The sequence below is a fragment of the Phaeovulum veldkampii DSM 11550 genome, assembly GCF_003034995.1.
GTDB classification, from domain to species: Bacteria; Pseudomonadota; Alphaproteobacteria; order Rhodobacterales; family Rhodobacteraceae; genus Phaeovulum; species Phaeovulum veldkampii.
Genome location: NZ_PZKF01000026.1, coordinates 1 through 20,362 on the forward strand (window position 1 = coordinate 1; position 20,362 = coordinate 20,362).

The following is a 20,362-nucleotide window of genomic DNA, read 5'->3' on the forward strand; positions in this document are numbered from 1 at the left end:
CAGGCCAAGGTCTTCCCACAGATGGCCGCCCTCCATCGCGCGGCGGGCAAGGATCTGGGCCAGCCAGCCGCTTTCGGCGCTGACAGAGCCGCCGCGCCACTGGATCATCAGCGCAATTGCCGCCTGATCGGGCGGCGGCGGGGCCAGCGGGCGGTCAAGATCTGGCAGCGGCGGGCCGCGCCAGAACCGCGCAGCGAGCCGCGCCAGATCGGCGCCCTCAAGCCCCAGCAGATCGGGCAGGGCGCCCTGGCCCGCCGCGCGATCGGCCAACGCGTGGGCCAGGATCGCCGCCATATCTGCGGCCAGATCAGGGGGGGCTGGGTCAGGCGGGGGCGGGTTCATGGGTCTGGCAATCTTTCGGGCAGACCCGGTTGCAGGCGCCACAGCCGATACAGTCGCCTGCATCGACCATCACCATGACCTTGCGCAGGATTTCGTCGTCATCATCGTCATCGGGGTCCAGATCGACCAGATCGCCGTCTTCGGTCACGCCTTTCAGCGTCATCACCGACCGGCTGCAGACCTTGAAGCAGCGGCCGCAGCCGATGCAGGTGGTGCTGTCGATCGCCGACAGGTAAAGGGGCGTGTATTCGGTGCCGCCGCGGGTGAAGGCTGTGATCGGCATCATCTGTCCTTTCGGGGTCAGGCTTGCGCGGCTTCGGGAAAGCGGGCGACAGTGGCGGCGGCATCGGCGGCAAGCGTCTCGCCCGCCTCGGCCAGTTTCTGGAAGGTTTCAAAACCAAAGCGGTGCACGTCGCGCAGGTGTTTCGACAGCACCACCAGCCGCCCCGCGATCAGCACCACGCGGCCCCAGCCTTCGTGGTTGAATTTGCTCATCTGCCCGGCCATGCAGCCGGTTTCACGTTCCAGCATCAGCCCGATTGCGTCGTAGAATTTTTCCAGCCGCCACATCACATCGGGGTCGGGGTCCGAGATGATCGGCATCGCCCGGCGTTCCTCGGCGGTCAGGATGAAATCGGCCAGCAACTCGGCGTCGCTTTTCCCTTCCCACGAGCCATAGGAATCTTCGGCGCGGATCACCGCAGCCAACTGGCGCAAAAAGGCGCTGTCGGGCCAGTCGCCGCCGCGCGTGGCGGGGGGGGCTTCGGCTTCGGGGGCGGTCATTGGCTCATCTCCTCGCTGTGGTCGTCATCCATAAAATCGCTGCTGCCGCGGCCAAGAGCCTTGCGCAGGAAGGGCGGCGGGGTGCCTTGCAGCATCTCGCGCACCTGTCCAAGGACGGCGGCGATGGGCTCGGGGTCTTTGCGCTTGATCGGGTGCACGCCCGCGCGCACCACCCGCGCTGCCGATGGCCCGCCGATGGCCAGAACGAACAGCAGCGCGCAGCCCTCAATCGCTGCGACCTTGGGGGCGATGCGGTCGGTTTCGTCATCGTGCCGGGCGGTTTGCGCGGTCGGCTCGGCAAAGGTCAGCGCCTCGACAAAGCGGGCCTCGGTGGCGTTGACCTCGTAGATGGCAAAATTCCGGGCCGAGCCGAAATGCGCGTTCAGGGTTTCCATGTCATTGGTCGCAATGGCGATTTTCAGCGCGTTGGTCATCTTTTGCTCCGGTTCAATGAGGCGCAGGCGGCGTATCGGGGGCATGCTCGAACTCCTGATCAATTCGGGCGGCGCCGAAATCTTCGGGCCGGGGGCGGTGCGATTGGGCCAGAACGGCATTGGCGATTTCAAAGTAGAAGGCGCGGGTGCCGCGATAGCCGACGCGGCACTGATCCTGTGCGCCCAGCCGGTCCATGATCGGAAAGCCCGCGCGCACCAGCGGCAGGTGCAGCCGCTCGGCGCCCATCCGGCCATGGGCATGTGTCAGCATCAGTTGTGCCCCCGCGGCAGCCGCCGCGCGTTCCAGATCGCCCAGATCTCCGATGATCACCTCGTCTGCCGGGATACGTTCGGCATTGGGGTTTTGCCCAGCGGTGGTGACGGCGGCCACGATTTCGGCCCCCATCGCGGTCAGGCCCGAACCCAGCCCAAAGGCCAGATCGGGTTCGGCGGCCAGTGCCACGCGTAGTCCGCCGATCTGGAAATGCGCGTCAAGGCAGGCGTCGGTCAGTCGGGCGCGGTCGCGCTTGATGATCGCGGGCGGTTCGTGGCCCGAAAGCTCCATCAGGGCGGTGACAAAGGCATCGGTGGCGCGCAGCCCGGTCAGCCCGCCGAACACCCGCGCGGGCACGCCGCGCGCTGCCAGCAGGTTGGCGGCGGGGCGCATCGCCTCGCCCACCGCCAGCGTCGCCACGCTGTTGGCCATGGCCCTGATCGCTGCCAGAGGGGTGCCCCCGGTCGAGGTGCCCGACCAGTCGGCAGCCAGATGCCCGTCAAGCGAGGTGGAGATGTCGGGCAGAATGATCGGCGTCAGGCCAAAGGCGCGGATCATGCCCGCAATCTCCTCGACCTCGGCGGGCGTCAGGTGGCTGCCGGGCAGAAAGTTGACCTGACCCGCCACCGTGGCGCCGCCCTGGGCAGGCACCAGCGCGGTGATGATCGCCTCGACCGCGCGAGCCCAGCCATCCTCCAGCCCGCCCTTGAAATCGGGGGTCGCGGCATGAACCACGGCAAGCCCCGCAAAATCGGGCCGCCGTTCCATGATCGCGCGCAACTCGCCTGCGATATCCTCGCCCCGAGTCTCGGCCAGCGCGGTCGAGGCGATGCCGATGAACTGGGGCTTGGCGCGGGCCAGCAGGTTTTCGATTGCTGCCTCGATCTGCTCCCCGCCGCCCAGAATGGCGCTGATTTCGTTCATCGCAGTGGTTTGCAGCGGGATCGCCTCATGGAAATGGCGCACCAGATGTACCATCGCAAAGGCGGTGCAGCCCTGGGCGCCGTGAAACAGCGGCACCGCGCCCGCAATGCCTAGATAGGCCATGGCCGCGCCTAGCGGCGCCGAGGTTTTCAGCGGGTTGGTGGACAGCGCGCGGCGCGGGTGAACCAGACGGGCCATTCACACCTCCCACGGGGCGGGGGCGCGCAGATCGGCCCAGACGGGGTTGTTGATCGACCGGTCCAGCGTTTTGACCAGTTGCACCATGCCCATGTAACCGGCGTAGGGTTCGTGCTTTTCCTGATTGACGTCGATCCAGGGCACGCGTGCCTTGAGCGCCACGAACTGGCTGCGTGCGCCCGACATCAGGACATCGGCCCGCGCCTCGCGCAGCAGCTTGAACATTTCGCGCGGGGCCATGTTGTCGAACATATGGGCCTCGGTGCCCATGATCTGCACGACACGGCCGCGATCATCGGGCGTGGCCTTGCGCATCGAGGTGCCGACCACCTCCATGCCCAGTTCCTGAAGCGCCGACACCACCGACCATGTCTTGTGCCCGCCGGTGTAAAGCAGCACCCGCCGCCCGGCGATGCGGGGACGATAAGGCTCCAGCGTGGCCCAGGTGCGGGCCTCTTCCTCGGCGATCAGCGCCTCGCAGCGCGGGATCAGGTCGGCGGGGGCACCGCGGTCTGCCAGCATCCGGCAGATGGTGCGCAGCGCGTCCGACGTGTCGGAAATGCCGTAGAACGACCCTTCGAAATAGGGAATGCCGTAGGTTTCCTGCAACTTTCGCGCCAGATTGACGTAGCCATGCGCGCAGAACAGCATCGACACCCGCGCCCGGTGCGCCATCGCCACTTGCCGATAGCGCGCATCGCCCGAGATCGAGCCCAGCACCCGGATGCCCAGCCGGTCCAGCAGCGGCTTGACCTGCCACAGTTCGCCCGACAGGTTGAAATCGCCGATCAGGTTGATGTCGCACAGGCCTGGGGCCTGGGGTTCGAGCGTGCCGATGACATGTTTGAACAGCACCTCGCCCGCCATCCGGTTGCCCAGATTCTTTGAGCCCACATAGCCCGGCACATTGACCGGAATGACGGGGGTCTCGAACCGCTCGGCGGCGGCCTTGCAGACCGCCTCGATATCGTCGCCGATCAGGGCGGTGACGCAGGTGGCATAGACGAAAACGGCGGCGGGCGCCTGCTGTTCGATCACCTCGCGGATCGCGCGGAACAGCTTTTTCTCGCCCTGGCCCATGACGATGTCCATCTCGGTCAGGTCGGTGGTAAAGCCGGTGCGATACAGTTCCGGCCCCGACGAGGCCGAGCCGCGGTTGTCCCAGGCGTTGCCCTCGCAGCCCAGCGGCGCATGAACCAGATGGGCCGCATCCACAATGGGCTGCAAGGCGATCTTGGCGCCGTCAAAGGCACAGCCGCCCGCAGCCGCGCCGGGCGTGAGCGCCTTGGAGCACCCCTTGCGGCGGCTGGCCGCGTCCTTGGCACGGTTGGTGGCGCAGGCGGGTTCGTCGAACGCCGCTTCGATCTGATGTTTCAAGGCTTCCGCCATCGCAGCCCCCTGTCAGATAAACAGGCCCCGGCGGGTGCCGGGGCCCGCATGCGTCAGCGGGTGAGATCGAAGGAAATATCCGTCTCGCCCAGAGTGCCGCTGTCGCTGTCGAGCTTGTCAAAGACCGTGTCGAGCAGCTTGACCAGCACGTTCAGCGCCCCCTGATAGCCCCAGGTCGGGAAGCGGTGGTGGTGGTGGCGGTCAAAGATCGGGAAGGTCAGGCGGATCAGCGGCAGGCCCAGATCGCGTTCCAGATATTTGCCATAGCTGTTGCCGATCAGCATGTCGGCCGGCTCGGTGGCCAGGATCGAGCGCAGATGCCACAGATCCTTGCCGGCCCAGACCTGGCAGCCCTGCCCGAAGGGTGACGAGGCCAGCAGCGCCTGCATTTTTTCGGCCCAGTCCTTGCCGCCGTTGGTGGCAAGGCAGTGCTTCGGCTCGCCGCCGGTTTCCATCACGAAACGCGCCATCGAATAGACGAAATCGGGGTCGCCATAGATCGCATAGGTCTTGCCGTGCAGATAGGCTTGGCTGTCGGCCATCGCATCCACCAGACGGCCGCGTTCCAGCCGCAGCGCCTCGGGGATTTCCTTGCCGGTCAGTTCCGACAGTTTCATCAGTAGCTCGTCAGTGCCCTGCACGCCCATCGGGTAATGGAAGGCGCTGGTTTCCTGGCCCTTTTCTTCGCAGAATGCCAGCGTCTTGCGCGAGCAATATTCCTGCATCGAGATTGTGGCTTTGGCGTTCAGCGCGTCCTTGATTTCATCTTGCGTGGTGCCGCCCGAATACATGCGGAATTCACCGTCCGAGGGGGTGTCGTAGACATCCGACACATCCGACAGGACGGTGGCCTGCACACCCATCAGCCCCAGCATCCGCTTCAGTTCGCGGATGTTGCCGACAGCATAGCCGTCAAAGCCGGGAATGATGTTGATGCCGTCGCCTGGCGCGCGTTCGGCATCTTTCCAGAACGGGGTCAGAATGCCCTTTTGCATGTTGTCATAGCCATCCACATGGCTGCCGACAAAGGCGGGGGTGTGGGCGAACGGGACCGGGAAATCCTCGGGGACGCTTTCCTTTTCCTTGGCCTTGATGATGAACGAGTTGAGGTCGTCCCCGATCACTTCGGCCATGCAGGTGGTAGAAACCGCGATCATCTTGGGATTGTAGAGTGCATAGGTGTTGGCCAGCCCCTCGACCATGTTGGTCAGGCCGCCGAACACCGCCGCATCTTCGGTCATCGACGACGACACCGCCGAGGACGGCTCCTTGAAGTGGCGCGCCAGGTGAGAACGGTAGTAGGCGACGCAGCCCTGGCTGCCGTGGACAAAGCTCATCGTGCCTTCGTATCCGGCGGCGGCGAACACCGCGCCCAGCGGTTGGCAGGCTTTGGCGGGGTTGATCGTCAGCGCCTCACGCGCCAGGTTCTTTTCGCGGTAATCCCAGGATTTGGTCCAGTCGCCGATTTCGGTGACCATGTTCGAGGGATGGCCGCATTCGAAGGTGGCGCGTTTGTTGTCCAGCATCGCCTTGTATTCGGGCTCGTGGAACAGCTTGGCGTGGTCCAGCACGTTATCTGCGGATTGGGGCATGATCGTCATCCTTTCGCTGGTCGTCCGCATTCCGGGACGCACCGCAAGGGTTGGGTTGAAAAGCGGGGGCAGGCCCAAGGGCAAACCCGCCCCCAGAGTGAAGCCGGGGATCAGGCCGACTTTTTCCAGGGTGCGTCGAACAGACCCCAGACCGGGTTGTTGATCGCAAGGTCCATGTCGCGGGCGAAGATCGCAAAGCCGTCATAGCCGTGATAGGGGCCGGAATAGTCCCAGCTGTGCATCTGGCGGAACGGAATGCCCATCTTCTGGGTCGCGTATTTTTCCTTGATGCCCGAGCCGACGAGGTCGGGGCGCAGGGTCTCGATGAACTTCTCCAGCTCGTAGCCCGAGACGTCATCATAGATCAGCGTGCCTTCCTTGACGTATTCGCCGGTGCGCTTGTAGTCGTCGCCATGGGCAAATTCGTAGCCGGTGCCGACGATCTCCATGCCCAGATCATGGTAGGCGGTCACGACGTGGCGCGGACGCAGGCCGCCGACGTAAAGCATGACCCGCTTGCCTTCCAGCCGCGGCATGTATTTGGCCTTCACCGCATCGACCAGCGGCTGATACTTGGCAATCACCGCCTCGGCCTTGTCCTGAATGGTCTGGTCGAACTTCGAGGCGATGGCACGCAGCGACGCGGCGATCTGGCTGGGGCCAAAGAAGTTGTATTCCATCCAGGCCAAGCCGTATTTTTCTTCCATGTGACGGCAGATGTAGGTCATCGACCGATAGCAGTGGATCAGGTTCAGCCTGGCTTTCGGCGCGCGTTCGATCTCGGCCAGGGTGGCATCGCCCGACCAGCAGCCGATGACGTTGAGGCCGATTTCCTCCAGCAGGATGCGGCTCGACCAGGCATCGCCGCCGATGTTGTAATCGCCGATGATGTTCACGTCATAGGCGCCGCCTTCATAGTCCACGCCCGCCTCTTGCGCCGGGTCGATCACCCAGTCGCGCAGCATGTCGTTGGCGATGTGGTGGCCCAGCGATTGCGAAACGCCGCGGAAACCCTCGCAGCGCACCGGCACGATGGTCTTGCCGATGTCGGCTTTCTTCTTCTTGGCCACCGCCTCGATGTCGTCACCGATCAGGCCGATCGGGCATTCCGACTGGATCGTGATGCCTTTGACCAGCGGGAACAGTTCGTTGATCTCGTCAATCGTCTTTTCCAGCTTCTTGTCGCCACCAAAGACGATGTCTTTTTCCTGAAAGTCGGTGGTGAACTGGAAGGTCACGAAACTGTCTACCCCGGTGGTGCCGGTGTAGTAGTTGCGACGCTGGCTCCAGGAATAATGACCACAGCCCACGGGGCCGTGGCTGATGTGGACCATGTCCTTGATCGGCCCCCAGACCACACCTTTCGACCCCGCATAGGCGCAGCCGCGGATGGTCATCACGCCGGGAACTGACTTGATGTTGGATTTCACCGTGTCGCATTTCGACACGATTCCGGTTTCGCCCTCGGGCGCGGCTTCGGCCACGCCCAGATGCTTGGCGCGCTTCTTGGCGGATTTCGCCGGGTAGGCGGAGAGGACGTCTTCGATCAGCTTTTCGGGCGTGATCGGATCGGGAATGTCTTTGGCCATCGGATGGGCTCCTTCGGGCGGGGATGGGGGGCTGGCACGAGGCCAGCCCCGTTAGGCTCAGGCGCCAGCGGCGGCGATAGCGGCGAGCCGGTCTTCCTCGGTCTGCATGATGCCGAAATCCATCAGCATCTGTTCCAGCTCTTCCATCGTGATCGGGGTCGGGATCACGCCCTTGCCCGAGTTGTTGTGGATCTTCTGGGCAAGCTGGCGGTATTCTTCGGCCTGCTTGCTTTCGGGCGCATACTGGATCACCGTTTCGCGGCGCAGTTCCGCGTGCTGCACGATATTGTCGCGCGGCACGAAGTGGATCATCTTGCAGCCCAGCTTTTCGGCCAGCGCCTCGGCCAGCTCCAGTTCGCGGTCGGTCTGACGTTCGTTGCAGATCAGCCCGCCCAGACGCACGCCGCCCGAGTTGGCATATTTCAGGATGCCCTTGGCGATGTTGTTGGCGGCATAAAGCGCCATCATCTCGCCCGACATGACGATGTAGATTTCCTGCGCCTTGTTTTCGCGGATCGGCATGGCGAACCCGCCGCAGACCACGTCGCCCAGCACGTCGTAGGACACATAGTCCACGTCGTCATAGGCGCCGTTTTCTTCGAGGAAGTTGATCGCGGTGATCACGCCGCGACCGGCGCAGCCAACCCCCGGCTCTGGCCCGCCGGCCTCGGTGCACTTGATGCCCTTGTAGCCAACTTTCATCACATCGGCGAGTTCGAGGTCTTCAACCGACCCAGCCTCGGCGGCCAGATGCAGAACGGTGTCCTGCAACTTGGTGTTCAGGATCAGGCGGGTCGAGTCGGCCTTGGGGTCGCAGCCGACGATCAGGATTTTCTGGCCCATCTCGACAAGGGCGGCCAGCGTGTTCTGCGAGGTGGTGGATTTGCCGATCCCACCCTTGCCGTAGAAGGCGATTTGGCGGAGTTTGGTCATGTGTTCTGTCCTTTGCGCTCTGTCAGGTGTCAGGAGGAAGGCTGTCAGCCAGTCTCGGACAACCATAAGCAGGAACCGTGCCAAGCCAGATCGACGGAAAAAAATAACATTAAAACAATGCATTGAGAATTTGCGTCCGAGCGGGTGCCCGGATCGGGGCGATGTGGCGAACCCGACAAATCTTCGACAATCGACGCGCCGTCTGCCGTTGCTGTCGCAAATCCGACGGGGGTGTCATATCGCGCCTGCGATCGCCGCGGCCGGGGGGCGCCTGCCGGGCTGGACGTGGAAAATCAGCTCCGAACCGGCTATGCCGGGGCACCGGCCCAGATCGCAAAGGGAAATTACTATGGCAACCGTGAAACTGATCTCTGACGCCGAGGCGGCGCAGAACCCGGTCGTGCAGGCGGTGTTCGACGACATCCGCGCCATCCGGAAGACCGATTTCATCAACAACTTCTGGCGCGCGCTGGCCAATGATCCGGCCGGGCTAAAGCGCACATGGGACCATCTGAAATCGGTGATGGCGACCGAGGGGGCGATTGATCCGCTGACGCGCGAGATGATCTATATCGCTGTGTCCACAGCCAATTCGTGCAGCTATTGCGTGCAATCGCACACCGCAGCGGCGCGTGCGCGGGGTATGACCGAGGCGATGCATGGCGAGTTGTTGGCGATCATCGCGCTGGCGGCGCAGACCAACCACCTGGTGACGGCGCTTCAGGTGCCGCTTGATCCGGTGTTCGATGTGGCGGGCTGATGAGCGGCCGGGGAGGGGCGTCCCCCCCCGGCGCGGCCTGCTTACAGATGCGGCTCCATCAGGGCGCGCACATTGACCCGCGCCTTGAGGCGGCTGGCCAGCATGTAGACGCCGCCGAACTTGCGCTGCATGAACAATGTATCCATGGGCGGAATGTGCCAGAAATCGCGCGAGGTGCCAATTTCCATTCCGGCATCGCGCAGCCGGATCGCCACGTCGTTGTTGCCGAAATCGAAAGCGCCCTTCAGGCGCAGCGGCTCCAGCGTCATCTCGAACATGTCGAGCATCGTTTCCTGATGCTTGCGCAGGGTGGTGTCATCGAAAAAGCCGATCTCCATCAGTGCCGCGCGCACCCCCTCGCGGTCGCCAGCCAACCCGGCCTGCATCAGCTTGCGGTAGGTCTGCGGCATCTCGGCGGGGAAGGCGCGGGTGGCGCCGAAATCCAGCAGGATCAGTCGCCGCGTCTGCGGGTCATAGCGGTAATTGGCAAAATTCGGGTCGGTCTGCATCAGTTGGAATTCGAACAACTCGCGGAACAGCAGGCCGATCAACAGGCCCACGATGCGGTCGCGTTCCTCTTGGGGGGCGTCAACCAGAGATTCCACCGGCACCCCTTCGACATAGGTCATGGCCAGGATGGTCGGGGTCGAGAAATCTTCGTGCAGCGCGGGCACGATGAAATCGGGCGAGTCTGCCAGCAATTCGGCAAAGCGCGCCAGATATTGCCCCTCGCGCTTGTAATCGGCCTCTTCGTGCAACTGCCGCTTTGCCTCGGCCAGCATCGGCATGATGTCCAGCGTCTTGGGCAGAACACCCGACATCCGCATCAGCGAGGCCACGTTGTTCACATCGCTGTCGATGCTGGCGGCAACGCCGGGATACTGGATCTTGATCGCCAGATCGCGCCCGTCTTTGGTCTGCGCCCGGTGCACCTGCCCGATCGAGGCGGCGGCAATCGGCGTAAACGAGAATTCGGAAAACCGATCCTGCCAGTTCTTGCCCCAGCGCAGGTTCAGTGCGGCCTGCAACTGGTTCTGGGGCATGTGATGCGCATCGGCGCGCAGGGCGCCCAGAATTTCGGCCAGTTCGGGCGGCAGCATGTCGCCCGCATCCATCGACATCAACTGCCCCACCTTCATCGCGGCCCCGCGCAACTGCGCAAGCTGATGCGTGACCTTCATCGCATTGGCCGGGGTCAGCAGCAGGTCGCTGACGGTGGGGCGCTTGCCTTGGGCAAACTGCTTGGCTCCATCGACCAGCATCCCCCCGGCAATACCGCCGGCCATGCCGCCGAACCGCGCAAGCCGCGCCAGACGACCGCTGGGAACGGCCAGACCCTTGGATTGGAATTTCTTGCGATGCGGCACGGCAGGATACTTTCTGGAAGGGGATGGCAAACGGTGGGCGGGTAATTCTGACTCTGAAAGTCATATATAAAGTCATATATAGGGAGGCGAATGTATCCGGCAATGCCGCGAGGGTCGCGACATTTTGGTTGCCGGGCCGCCCGCGCCGGGTCAGGCGCCCTGTTGCGGCTGATCCCGGTCCAGGGTCGCAAGGATCGCCGCCACTGCCGTCTCCGGCGGGCCGCCCGCGTCGATCCGGTGCCAGTCTGTTTTGCCGTGATCGCGGGCCAGCTGCGCCTCCAGCACATCGATGGTTGCATCCGACGGGCCACCGGTGCGCGCGCGCACGCGGGCGCGCAAGATGTCGGGCGGGGCCTCCAGCCAGAAACCTGCAAAGCGCGCAGCCTCCGGCACGGCGGCCGCGATGGCGGCGCGACGGTCGGGCCGGTCGAACACCGCATCGACGATGACCGGCGCCCCGGCGCCCTGCACCGCCGCGACGCGGGCGCCCAGCCGGGCATAGACCACCTCTGACATCTCGGGACTGTAGGCCGCGGGCGGCAGCCGGGTGTCGCTGTCCACGCCGCACATGGCCTTGCGCGTGCGGTCGCTTTCCAGAATGCGTGCGCCGGGTGGCAGGCCCAGCCGGGGGGCCAGCGCCGCGGCCACGGTGGATTTGCCGCTGCCCGACAGCCCGCCGATCGCCACCACCGGTGCCGCCCCGCGGCCCAGCAGCGCCTGCGCCAAATCGAAATAGCTGCGCGCCAGTGTGGCGGCCACCGCCCCGCCCGCGCCTTCGGCAAAGGTCGCCGTCACATGCGCCCGGACCGCCGCCCGCACCGCCATCAGAAACGGCAAAAGCGCAAAGCCCGCATCCTCGCCGGTGCTGTCGCAATAGCGGTTGGCCACCAGACTGGCCAGTGCGGGCTGACCGCGGTGCCACAGGTCCATCAGCAGAAAGGCCAGGTCATATAGCACATCCACCGTGGCGATCTGGTCGTTGAAGTCGATGCAGTCGAACAGCCGGGGCTGACCGCGGAACAGGCAGATGTTGCGCAAATACAGATCACCATGACAGCGCCGGACCCGGCCGGCGGCCTCGCGCTGGTCAAGCTGCGCTGCGTGGCGGTTCAGCGCCTGCCGGAACCGGGCATCCAGTGCCGAAACCTCGGCCTGCCCAAAGACCCGGCTGGTGGCAAAGCCTGCGGCGTTGATCGCCAGCACCGCCGCAAGATTGGCCGCGCCGCCGCCGGCATGGATCACCGGGGCGCGGCAGTGCAGGGCCACGATTACCCCGGTAAGATCGGTCATCAGCCGGGGCGTCAGCCCCCCGGTTTCGGCCAGCCGGTCGAACAGCTGATCCTGATCAAAGCGCACCATCTCGACCACGGCATCGACCAGCGGGCCGGGGCCGTCGAATTGCAGGCCCCCGTCCGCCCCGCGCGTGATCCGCCGCACGCCAACATACAGATCGGGCGCCGTGGGCGCATTCAGTGCGACCTCTTTTTCGCAGGTTGCCAGCCGGATTTCGGGGCTGGAGAAATCGGCGTAGGGCAGGCGGACCGCTCGCTTCAGCTTGTAGGCACGCGCACCCGCCAGAAACACCACGGAGATATGAGTTTCGATCACCTCTACCGGTGCATCGGCCGCATGGCTGCCGGGGCGGGCCAGAAAGGCGATGGTCGCGGTCTGATCGTCGGTGGACATGGGCATCTCCACGATGGCACGAGACTGGCATGAAACCGCGCCACGGGTCTGCATCATCCCCCTGATCGGGGTTTGAGGGCGCGTGTGCTGCCTTAATCTGACCCAATTATTGCTTGGATTGCATGACAGCCCTCGGGCTCGGCAGCATCTTGCAAGGGCGGTGCCATGCGGCAGGGCGAAACGGGCGTTCACCCCGGACGGGGTCAGGTGAAACGGGCAGCATCGGCGGAAATTCCGCAGATCGGCACGTCGTTTCGGCGAGATTTTTCCGAAGCGGCGCATCGGGCTTCGCATCTGTTGACACGGGGCGGCGTTGCATCCGAAACAAGCGGGACAACCACGACAATCGGGGCCAACCCGAAGCCTAGAGGAGGCGCGCAGATGGCAGGCACAGCCCTTTGGGCCACGTCTTTCAGACTCCGTTTTGCGGCGGTGTGCTTTCTTTCGCTGTCCGTCGTGGCAGGCCTTGGCGTCGGTGCGCCAGTGCTGGCCGGTGGTTCCAGCGTTGCGCCGCTGGGGCTGACCGTCAACGCACGGGCCGTTCCGGCGCCCGCTGGGGCGCGGGGGCTGTGCCGGTCCTATGGCTGGGCTTGCGCGCATTCGGGCACGGCCGCGCGCCTGACCCAGCCGCATCTTGACACGGTCAGCCGGATCAACAGTCAGGTCAACCGCCGGGTTCGGCAGGTGGCCGATCAGGCCCAATACCGGGCCGCCGAGCGCTGGACGCTGCCGTCGGCACGGGGCGGCGATTGCGAGGATATCGCGCTGTTGAAAAAGCGCGACCTGATCGCTGCGGGTATCGCGCCCGAGCGGCTTTTGCTGGCCTCGGTGCTGGACCGTCAGAGCCAGTCTCATGCGGTTCTGGTGCTGCGGACCGACCATGGGTTTTATGTGCTGGACAACATGACGAGCCGGATCAAGCTGTGGCATGAAACCGGTTATACCTTTGTGCGGATGCAAAACCCCAAGGCGCCCAGCACCTGGATCGCGGTTTTTGCGGGCGGCATACTGAACGGATGACAGGCAAGACAGCCTAGGCATATCGGCTCGCTCGCTCTGCGTGGCCGGGCCGATATGGGCCATGAATCGCGTGGTTTGCAGTCGGCTTTACGCCGCTCAGCCGCTCGTGCCGCCACCAGAGCCACCGCCTGCGCCGCCGCTGCCCCCCGCACCACCGCCAGAGCCGCCCCCGGCCCCACCGCCGCCGCTGGTGTCGCCACCGGAGCCTGACGCACCACCGCCAGAGCCGCCCCCGGCCCCACCGCCGCCGCTGGTGTCGCCACCGGAGCCTGACGCACCACCGCCAGAGCCGCCCCCGGCCCCACCGCCGCCGCCGGTGTCGCCGCCGGAGCCTGACCGCACCACCGCCAGAGCCGCCCCCGGCCCCACCGTCGCCGCTGGTGTCGCCGCCGGAGCCTGATGCCCCACCGCCCGTGTCGCCACCGCCCGTGCTGCCACCGCCCGTGCTGCCCCCACCTGTGCCAGACCCGCCGTCATTGTCGGGGGCTGTGGCGGGCGTTGCGATGGCCGCGGTCGGCATGTCGGTCAGCATCAGCGCAACCTGCGGGCAAAACTCCACCGTATATGCCAGCAACTCGTTGAAATCACGCCGATTTCGCAGGGCTGTAACGGCCTGATCCGAGTAGCGGGTGTACTTGCACAGGTCGTCGGGCAGCGTGATCGGTGTGCCGCCCGTGGTCTGCACCTGCTTGGCATCCGCGCCCCCCGGCTGAAGGGCAAGGGCAAGAAACCCGGCAAGAGCCGTAACTGTTTTCAGGGATCGGATGTTGTCCATGTCGGTCACCATTTCACTTGAACACACGGGTAACTGTCATTGTTAAGAAAGATTAACATGATGCCGGAAACGAGCCAAAGAAATTCCACTTTATTGCCATAATTGACGAAAATCGCCTCCACATTTTTGGCATTTCTCCAACAATTCTGACGATCTGCCGGATTTGGCTCTCATCGCCAGACAATGTCTGCGCGACTCAGGTCTGGCCCATGGCCGAGAGGCCCCGAGGCACAGCGACGCACCAGGTCGCCCGCCCCGCCCGGTCGCACCCTAGCGCGTCAGCCCGGCGTAAAGCTGGGGCAGGCGTTCGGGCAGGCGCTCCACATGGTCGAGGATCAAAAAGTTCCGCTGCCCGAAGATGCGCGACACATAAGTATCGGCGCGCGGGTCGAGCGTCAGGCAGAATGGCACCACCCCCTGCCGCGCGACTTCTTCCACCGCGGCGCGGGCATCCTGGCGCAGATAGGCCGGGTCGCGCACGTCGATATCGGCAGGCGCCCCGTCGGTCAGCACCAGCATCAGTTTCTTGGCGGCTTTCACCTGCGCCAGATGGTGCCCCGCATGCCGGATCGCGGCGCCCATGCGGGTGGAAAACCGCCCCTCCATCCCCGCCAGCCGGGCCTTGGGCAGGTCGCCCCAGGGCTGGTCGAAATCCTTGAATCGCTGATAAAACACGTTGTGCCGCCCGTCTGAAAAGAACCCGTGCAGCGCAAAGGCATCGCCCACCCGCGCGATGGCCTCGGCCAGCAGAACGGTGGCAGAGCGGGTCAGGTCAAGCACGGTCTGATCCTGTCCCGCCACCCGGTCGTTGGTGGATTCCGACAGATCGAGCAGCACCATCACCGCAATGTCGCGGGTGCGCCGCACCTGCCGCATCATCACCCGCGGGTCGGGCTGGCGGCCCATGCGGATGTCAACCAGCGCCGACAGCGCGGCGTTCAGGTCCAGTTCGTCGCCGTCTTCCAGCTTGCGGATGCGCTGCACACCCTGCGGCTGCATCGCGTCCAGCAGATGCCGCATCCGCTGAATGATCTTGCGGTTCCCGGCTAGAATATCCTCCACCACCGCCGGGTCGCCGGGGCGGGGGCGTTTTTCCAGCACGGTGGCCCAGTCGGGGCGGTGCAACTGGATCTGATAGTCAAACTCCGGGTAGCTGCGCGGCGGGGCGGTGGGTTCCTTGCCCTCCCTGTCGTTGAAGCTGATGCCGTCGTCGTCGAAAAACTCGCTCTCGCAGACCCAGACTTCCTGCGCGTCGTCGCCGGCGGTCTCCACCTCGACCTCGTTCACCATCTCGGACACCGAGACGTATTTGCGCACCTGCTCCGGTGCGGTGCCCGCCGCGGCGGTCCAGTCGATTTCGTCGTAATCCCACAAATAGCGGTTGTCGTCGCGGTAGGGGGCCGACAGGCCATCGCGCCAAGGCGAATAGGGCTGCCCGCGCAGCCGTTCGGCCAGATCAAGCCCCAGCGTCACCGAGACAGCCTCGCCGGTCAGATCGGCAGCCGCAAAGGCTGTGCGCGCCCACAGCGCCACGGGGTCGGTTTCGGGCGCGTCTGGGATCAGCAGCGCGCGGGCGATGCGGTCAAATTGCGCGCCCATGCCGGGGGCGGGGTTCGGCGCGTGGAACCGCGCCCACAGGTCGCGCAGCCGGGGAAAGCGCGCGATCGCCAGCGCCTCGGCGCGAGCATCCTCGATCAGGCCGATACAGGCCTGTTGCAGCGGGTTCAGCCGTTCGGCGTCGATCCGGGCGGTGGTGGCCATCACATGCGCGGCCGCGTGCGCCGCGGCGGCGCGGTAAAGGTCCAGCCCCGGCACTCCGGCCCAGTCATCCCAGGCGTCGGGCAGGTGGATGAAATAATCGGCGATAAAGGGGCGCAGGCCCTCGCGCGCCTCGAAATCGCCCGCGGTGGGGCGCAGCAGAAAATCGCGCCCCCAAAGCGCGCGCAGATACATGCCGATCCGGCGGTGGATATCGACAAACAGCGTGCCCTTGCGCTCCTTTTGCAGGATCGCCTTCGATTCCGCGCTTTCCAGCGCGAAATAGCGCGCCTGTTCGGCGTAATCGGTGCGGTGCGCCTGTGCCCCCCACAGCGCCCAGCGGCGCAGGCCGCCCAGCGTCAGCACGCCCAGAAGGTCGTCCAGATGGTCGAGCATCGGGCGCAGGCCGCGCGGTGCCTGCGCCAGCAGCACGTTGAGAAATTGCAGATAGGCGCGGAACAGGTCGGGGTCGGCCAGCCGCCGCGCGGCGACGGGCGCGGTGGTCAGGATGCGCTCGATCACCGCGCCCGAGGTGCGCGAGGCGAAGGCCAGACAATCTTGCGCCAGATCGGGGATGATGTCTTCGCCCAGATCGCGGGCCAGACCGGGGGCGGTTTCCAGCCAGACGGTGACAATCGCGCCGCCGCGGCCCATCCGGTGCAGCGCCAGCGCACCGCGCAGCCAGTTGTCCAGCCCGCGGGGCGAAAGCGCGCGCACCGCATCGGGCCAGCAGGCCGCCAGAACCTCGCGCTGCGCTTCGGTCAGCTCGTCGGTCAGGTCGGAATGGTCGGCCAATGTCAGGGTCATGGCCGCCCCCGTCAGAAAAAGGTGGTGACGGCGGCGTCCAGCGCGTCGCGCATGTCGGGGTCGTCGGTAATCGGGCGCACCAGCGCCATCTGGCAGGCGGGCACCGGCGCGACACCCTGCGCGATCAGGCTGCCCGCATGAACCAGCATCCGGGTCGAAATGCCTTCGTCCAGCCCATGACCTTTCAGGTTGCGCGCGCGTTCCGCGATCGACACCAGCTTGTCGGCTGTCCTGGCATCCACCCCGGCCTCGTGCGCGACGATCTCGACCTCGACCGCGTGGTCTGGATAGCTGAAATCCAGCGCGCCAAAGCGTTGCTTGGTCGATTGTTTCAGATCCTTCATCAGACTCTGGTAGCCGGGGTTGTAGCTGATCACGAGGTGAAAGTCAGGGTGAGCGCGCAGCAACTCGCCCTTCTTTTCCAGGGGCAGAACGCGGCGGTTGTCGGTCAGCGGGTGGATCACAACGGTCGTGTCCTGCCGCGCCTCGACCACCTCGTCCAGATAGCAGATCGCGCCGTGTCGGGCGGCGAATGTCAGCGGCCCATCCTGCCAGCGGGTGCCCGAGGCATCCAGCAGGAACCGGCCCACAAGGTCCGAGGCGGTCATGTCCTCGTTGCAGGCCACCGTGACCAGCGGCTTGCCCAAGCGCCAGGCCATATGCTCTACAAAGCGCGTCTTGCCGCAGCCGGTGGGGCCTTTCAGCATGACCGGCATCTGGGCGCCATAGGCTGCCTCGAACAGCGCCACCTCGTCGGCCACGGGGCGGTAATAGGGTTCGTGGGCGATGCGGTGTTGGGCGGTGATCTCGTTCATGGCGACCTCCGAGGGGAAGGCCCGCCGCCGCGCGGGCGGCGGGCGGGGAATCAGACGGGCTTGCCGCGGTAGATAACCATGTTGGCGCCCTGGCTTTGACGGAAGTTGTCATAGCCCAGCAGCCGCACATGGTTGTCGGGGTTTGCGGCGTGGCAGGCCTCCAGTTCGGCCAGGATCACATCCACGTCGGTTTCGCCGAACATCGGCAGCTTCCACATATACCAGTAGTTCGACATGGCATATTTCGGCTCGGTATGTTCGATGGCCGGGTTCCAGCCGTTCTTGACGATCCACTCGATCTGCTTGCGGATCTGGTCGGGCGTCATCTGCGGCAGGTAGGAAAACGTGCCCATCTTGCGGCTTGCGGGGTCGGACAGCCGCGACTTGTAGTCTTGAACGCTCATATCGGTCTCCTCTCGGGGTTGGGTCGCGGTTCAGCGGTGCTGAACGTCGAGCTTGTCCACGGTGTCGAATTCGAACTTGATCTCTTTCCATGTCTCCATGGCGATCTTCAGTTCGGGGCTGTGGGCGGCGGCCTTGGTCAGGATGTCCTTGCCCTCTTTCTCGATCTCGCGGCCCTCGTTGCGGGCCTGCACGCAGGCCTCCAGCGCCACGCGGTTGGCCGCTGCCCCGGCCGCGTTGCCCCAGGGGTGGCCCAGCGTACCGCCCCCGAATTGCAGAACCGAGTCGTTGCCAAAGATCGAGACCAGCGCCGGCATATGCCACACATGGATGCCGCCCGAGGCGACCGGGAAGACGCCCGGCTGCGGCCCCCAGTCCTGATCAAAGAAGATGCCCTTGGAACGGTCGGCCTTGATGAAACGGTCGCGCATCAGGTTGATCCAGCCGATCGTAGCCTCGCGGTCGCCCTCCAGCTTGCCCACCACGGTGCCCGAATGCAGATGGTCGCCACCGATCAGACGCAGCAGTTTCGCCAGCACGCGGAAGTTGATGCCGTGATTGGGGTTGCGGTCGATCACGCCATGCATGGCGCGGTGAACGTGCAAAAGCATCCCGTTCTTGCGGCACCACTTCGACAGCGAGGTATGCGCTGCCCAGCCCACCGTCAGATAGTCCGACATGATGATCGGGGTGCCGATTTCCTTGGCGAACTCGGCGCGTTCATACATCTCTTCCATCGTCGCGGCGGTCACGTTCATGTAATGACCCTTGCGCTCGCCGGTTTCTGCCTCGGCCTTTTCGATCGCCTCCTGGCAGAACAGGAAACGGTCGCGCCAGCGCATGAAGGGCTGGCTGTTGACGTTTTCGTCGTCCTTGGCGAAATCAAGCCCGCCGCGCAGCACCTCATACACCGCCCGGCCATAGTTTTTCGCCGACAGGCCCAGTTTCGGCTTGATCGTGCAGCCCAGCATCGGGCGGCCGTATTTATCCAGAATATCGCGTTCCACCATCATGCCGTTGGGCGCGCCGGGGCACGACATCACGAACCACAGCGGAAAGCGCACATCCTCCAGCCGCAGCGAGCGGACGGCCTTGAAGCCGAACACGTTGCCCACGATCGAGGTGAAGACGTTGACCACCGAGCCTTCTTCGAACAGATCCATCGGATAGGCGATGAAGGCATAGAAGGCCTCGTCGTTGCCCGGCACGTCCTCGATCGCATAGGCGCGGCCCTTGTAGTAATCGAGATCGGTCAGCAGGTCGGTCCAGACCGTCGTCCAGGTGCCGGTCGAGCTTTCGGCGGCGACCGCTGCAGCGGCTTCCTCGCGCGAGATGCCGGCTTGCGGGATCACCTTGAACACGGCCAGGATGTCGCTTTCCTTGACCTGATATTCGGGTTCCCAATAGGTCGAGCGGTATTCCTTGACACCGGCGTCGTATTTCTTCGCGGCCATTAGCGGCTCCTCCCAATGTGACTGCGGGGCCCGAGATCGGCTTCGGGATGCGAGCTTTATGGCGGCTTGCGTGAATTTACAAAACTGAATAGATTTTATTGCAAGACTTTATCAGGGTGAATGATGCGCTACAGTCTGCGTCAGTTTCGTGTGTTTCAGTCGGTTGCGCGCCACGCCAGCTATACCCGCGCCGCCGAAGAGTTGAATCTGACGCAACCGGCTGTTTTCACGCAGGTGAAACAACTGGAAGAAACACTGGGCATGGCCCTTCTGGAACGGATCGGCAAGCAGATGCACCTGACCGAGGCGGGCCGCGCCGTGGCCGAAACCGCGCGCGAAACGCTGGAGGGCATCGAGCGGCTGGAGATGCAACTGGCCGATCTGCGGGGGCTGAAACAGGGGCGGTTGCGCATCGCCATCGTCTCGACGGTGCAATATTTCCTGCCGCGCCGTCTGGGCGAATTCTGCACCCGTTATCCCGGCATCGAGGTGGCGCTGACCGTGACCAACCGTGAAACCGTGCTGGCCCGGCTGGCCGCCAATGATGATGACCTTTGCATTCTTGGCCAGCCACCCGAGGGGCTGGATGTGATCGCCACGCCGATTGCGGCCAATCCGATCGTGGTGCTGGCCCGCGCCGATCACCCGCTGGCCGCCGAACGTGACATCGCGCCCGGACGCCTGGCGACCGAGGCCTTCGTGCTGCGCGAAACCGGCTCGGGCACCCGCGCCGCTGCCGAACGGTTCTTTGCCGAACACGGTCTGCACCCGCGGGTGCGAATGGACCTGGGCTCGAACGAGGCGATCAAGCAGGCGGTGATCGGCGGGCTGGGGCTTGCGATCCTGTCGCAGGACACGCTGGGGCTGGAGGGGGAAACCGGCCTGCTGGTGCCACTGGATGTGCGGGGCTTTCCGCTGATGCGGCAGTGGCATGTCGCCTATCCGCGCGGCAAGCACCTGTCGGTCGCCGCCGCGGCCTTTCTGATGCATCTGCGCGACCACGCGGGCGGGGCAGGGGGGCAGGTCGGGCCGCACCCCCTAAAGCCCCATTGACCGGCCA

Annotated in this window: 19 protein-coding genes; 3 read left to right on the plus strand and 16 right to left on the minus strand. The window is 64.9% G+C overall.

Annotation, left to right across the window (positions count from 1 at the left end):
• The 9 genes from C5F46_RS11275 to nifH all read right to left on the minus strand — a co-directional run.
• The coding region (locus C5F46_RS11275; protein ID WP_181317746.1) for a nitrogen fixation protein NifQ at positions 1-342 on the minus strand (342 nt) is incomplete at its 3' end.
• Entirely contained in the window at positions 323-625 is a 303-nt protein-coding gene (fdxB, locus tag C5F46_RS11280) for a ferredoxin III, nif-specific (RefSeq protein ID WP_107325482.1), read from the minus strand. The genes C5F46_RS11275 and fdxB, both read right to left, overlap by 20 nt.
• A 17-nt stretch (positions 626-642) precedes the next feature.
• Complete coding sequence (locus C5F46_RS11285; RefSeq protein WP_107325455.1) at positions 643-1,125, minus strand: NifX-associated nitrogen fixation protein; 483 nt, start codon at positions 1,123-1,125, stop codon at positions 643-645.
• On the minus strand, positions 1,122-1,559 hold the full coding sequence (gene nifX, locus C5F46_RS11290) for a nitrogen fixation protein NifX (protein ID WP_168796884.1): 438 nt from the start codon (positions 1,557-1,559) through the stop codon (positions 1,122-1,124). The genes C5F46_RS11285 and nifX overlap by 4 nt, the downstream gene beginning before the upstream one ends.
• Positions 1,560-1,572: 13 nt before the next feature.
• On the minus strand, positions 1,573-2,955 hold the full coding sequence (nifN, locus tag C5F46_RS11295) for a nitrogenase iron-molybdenum cofactor biosynthesis protein NifN (RefSeq protein ID WP_107325457.1): 1,383 nt from the start codon (positions 2,953-2,955) through the stop codon (positions 1,573-1,575).
• Positions 2,956-4,344 (minus strand): nitrogenase iron-molybdenum cofactor biosynthesis protein NifE, encoded by a 1,389-nt coding sequence (gene nifE, locus C5F46_RS11300; RefSeq protein ID WP_107325458.1) that lies wholly within the window; start codon positions 4,342-4,344, stop codon positions 2,956-2,958.
• Positions 4,345-4,397: 53 nt separating this feature from the next.
• On the minus strand, positions 4,398-5,936 hold the full coding sequence (nifK, locus tag C5F46_RS11305; RefSeq protein ID WP_107325483.1) for a nitrogenase molybdenum-iron protein subunit beta: 1,539 nt from the start codon (positions 5,934-5,936) through the stop codon (positions 4,398-4,400).
• A gap of 110 nt (positions 5,937-6,046) precedes the next feature.
• Positions 6,047-7,525, minus strand: coding sequence for a nitrogenase molybdenum-iron protein alpha chain (gene nifD / locus C5F46_RS11310; RefSeq protein WP_107325459.1), 1,479 nt, complete (start codon positions 7,523-7,525; stop codon positions 6,047-6,049).
• Between the two features lie 57 nt (positions 7,526-7,582).
• Positions 7,583-8,458 (minus strand): nitrogenase iron protein, encoded by an 876-nt coding sequence (gene nifH / locus C5F46_RS11315; protein WP_107325460.1) that lies wholly within the window; start codon positions 8,456-8,458, stop codon positions 7,583-7,585.
• A 349-nt stretch (positions 8,459-8,807) separates the two neighbouring features.
• On the opposite strand from nifH, the gene C5F46_RS11320 reads away from it, so the two are divergent.
• Positions 8,808-9,218 (plus strand): carboxymuconolactone decarboxylase family protein, encoded by a 411-nt coding sequence (locus C5F46_RS11320; protein WP_107325461.1) that lies wholly within the window; start codon positions 8,808-8,810, stop codon positions 9,216-9,218.
• Positions 9,219-9,259: 41 nt separating this feature from the next.
• Here the strand turns inward: C5F46_RS11320 and C5F46_RS11325 are convergent, their stop codons facing one another.
• Both C5F46_RS11325 and C5F46_RS11330 read right to left on the minus strand, forming a co-directional pair.
• Positions 9,260-10,585 (minus strand): ABC1 kinase family protein, encoded by a 1,326-nt coding sequence (locus tag C5F46_RS11325; protein WP_235820157.1) that lies wholly within the window; start codon positions 10,583-10,585, stop codon positions 9,260-9,262.
• A 150-nt stretch (positions 10,586-10,735) separates the two neighbouring features.
• Positions 10,736-12,271, minus strand: coding sequence for a bifunctional aminoglycoside phosphotransferase/ATP-binding protein (locus C5F46_RS11330; RefSeq protein WP_107325462.1), 1,536 nt, complete (start codon positions 12,269-12,271; stop codon positions 10,736-10,738).
• A 381-nt stretch (positions 12,272-12,652) separates the two neighbouring features.
• Here C5F46_RS11330 and C5F46_RS11335 point away from each other — a divergent pair, with 381 nt between their 5' ends.
• Positions 12,653-13,291: a transglutaminase-like cysteine peptidase gene (locus tag C5F46_RS11335; protein ID WP_168796883.1), complete on the plus strand. Its 639-nt coding sequence runs from the start codon at positions 12,653-12,655 to the stop codon at positions 13,289-13,291.
• Positions 13,292-13,387: 96 nt separating this feature from the next.
• Here C5F46_RS11335 and C5F46_RS16645 read toward each other — a convergent pair whose 3' ends face one another.
• The 5 genes from C5F46_RS16645 to C5F46_RS11360 form a co-directional block, all read right to left on the minus strand.
• On the minus strand, positions 13,388-13,768 hold the full coding sequence (locus C5F46_RS16645; protein WP_181317747.1) for a hypothetical protein: 381 nt from the start codon (positions 13,766-13,768) through the stop codon (positions 13,388-13,390).
• Between the two features lie 568 nt (positions 13,769-14,336).
• Positions 14,337-16,631: a nitric oxide reductase activation protein NorD gene (locus C5F46_RS11345; protein ID WP_107325464.1), complete on the minus strand. Its 2,295-nt coding sequence runs from the start codon at positions 16,629-16,631 to the stop codon at positions 14,337-14,339.
• 11 nt (positions 16,632-16,642) lie between these two features.
• The gene (locus tag C5F46_RS11350; protein WP_107325465.1) at positions 16,643-17,446 is read right to left on the minus strand and encodes a CbbQ/NirQ/NorQ/GpvN family protein; all 804 of its coding nucleotides are present in this window, start codon (positions 17,444-17,446) and stop codon (positions 16,643-16,645) included.
• Between the two features lie 50 nt (positions 17,447-17,496).
• Positions 17,497-17,850 carry a ribulose bisphosphate carboxylase small subunit gene (locus tag C5F46_RS11355; protein WP_107325466.1) on the minus strand — a complete coding sequence of 118 codons (354 nt, stop codon included), beginning with the start codon at positions 17,848-17,850 and terminating at the stop codon, positions 17,497-17,499.
• Positions 17,851-17,880: 30 nt separating this feature from the next.
• Positions 17,881-19,302, minus strand: coding sequence for a form I ribulose bisphosphate carboxylase large subunit (locus C5F46_RS11360; RefSeq protein WP_107325467.1), 1,422 nt, complete (start codon positions 19,300-19,302; stop codon positions 17,881-17,883).
• Positions 19,303-19,425: 123 nt separating this feature from the next.
• Between C5F46_RS11360 and C5F46_RS11365 the strand changes: the two genes are divergently transcribed.
• Complete coding sequence (locus tag C5F46_RS11365) at positions 19,426-20,355, plus strand: LysR family transcriptional regulator (RefSeq protein WP_107325485.1); 930 nt, start codon at positions 19,426-19,428, stop codon at positions 20,353-20,355.
• Positions 20,356-20,362: the final 7 nt, after the last annotated feature.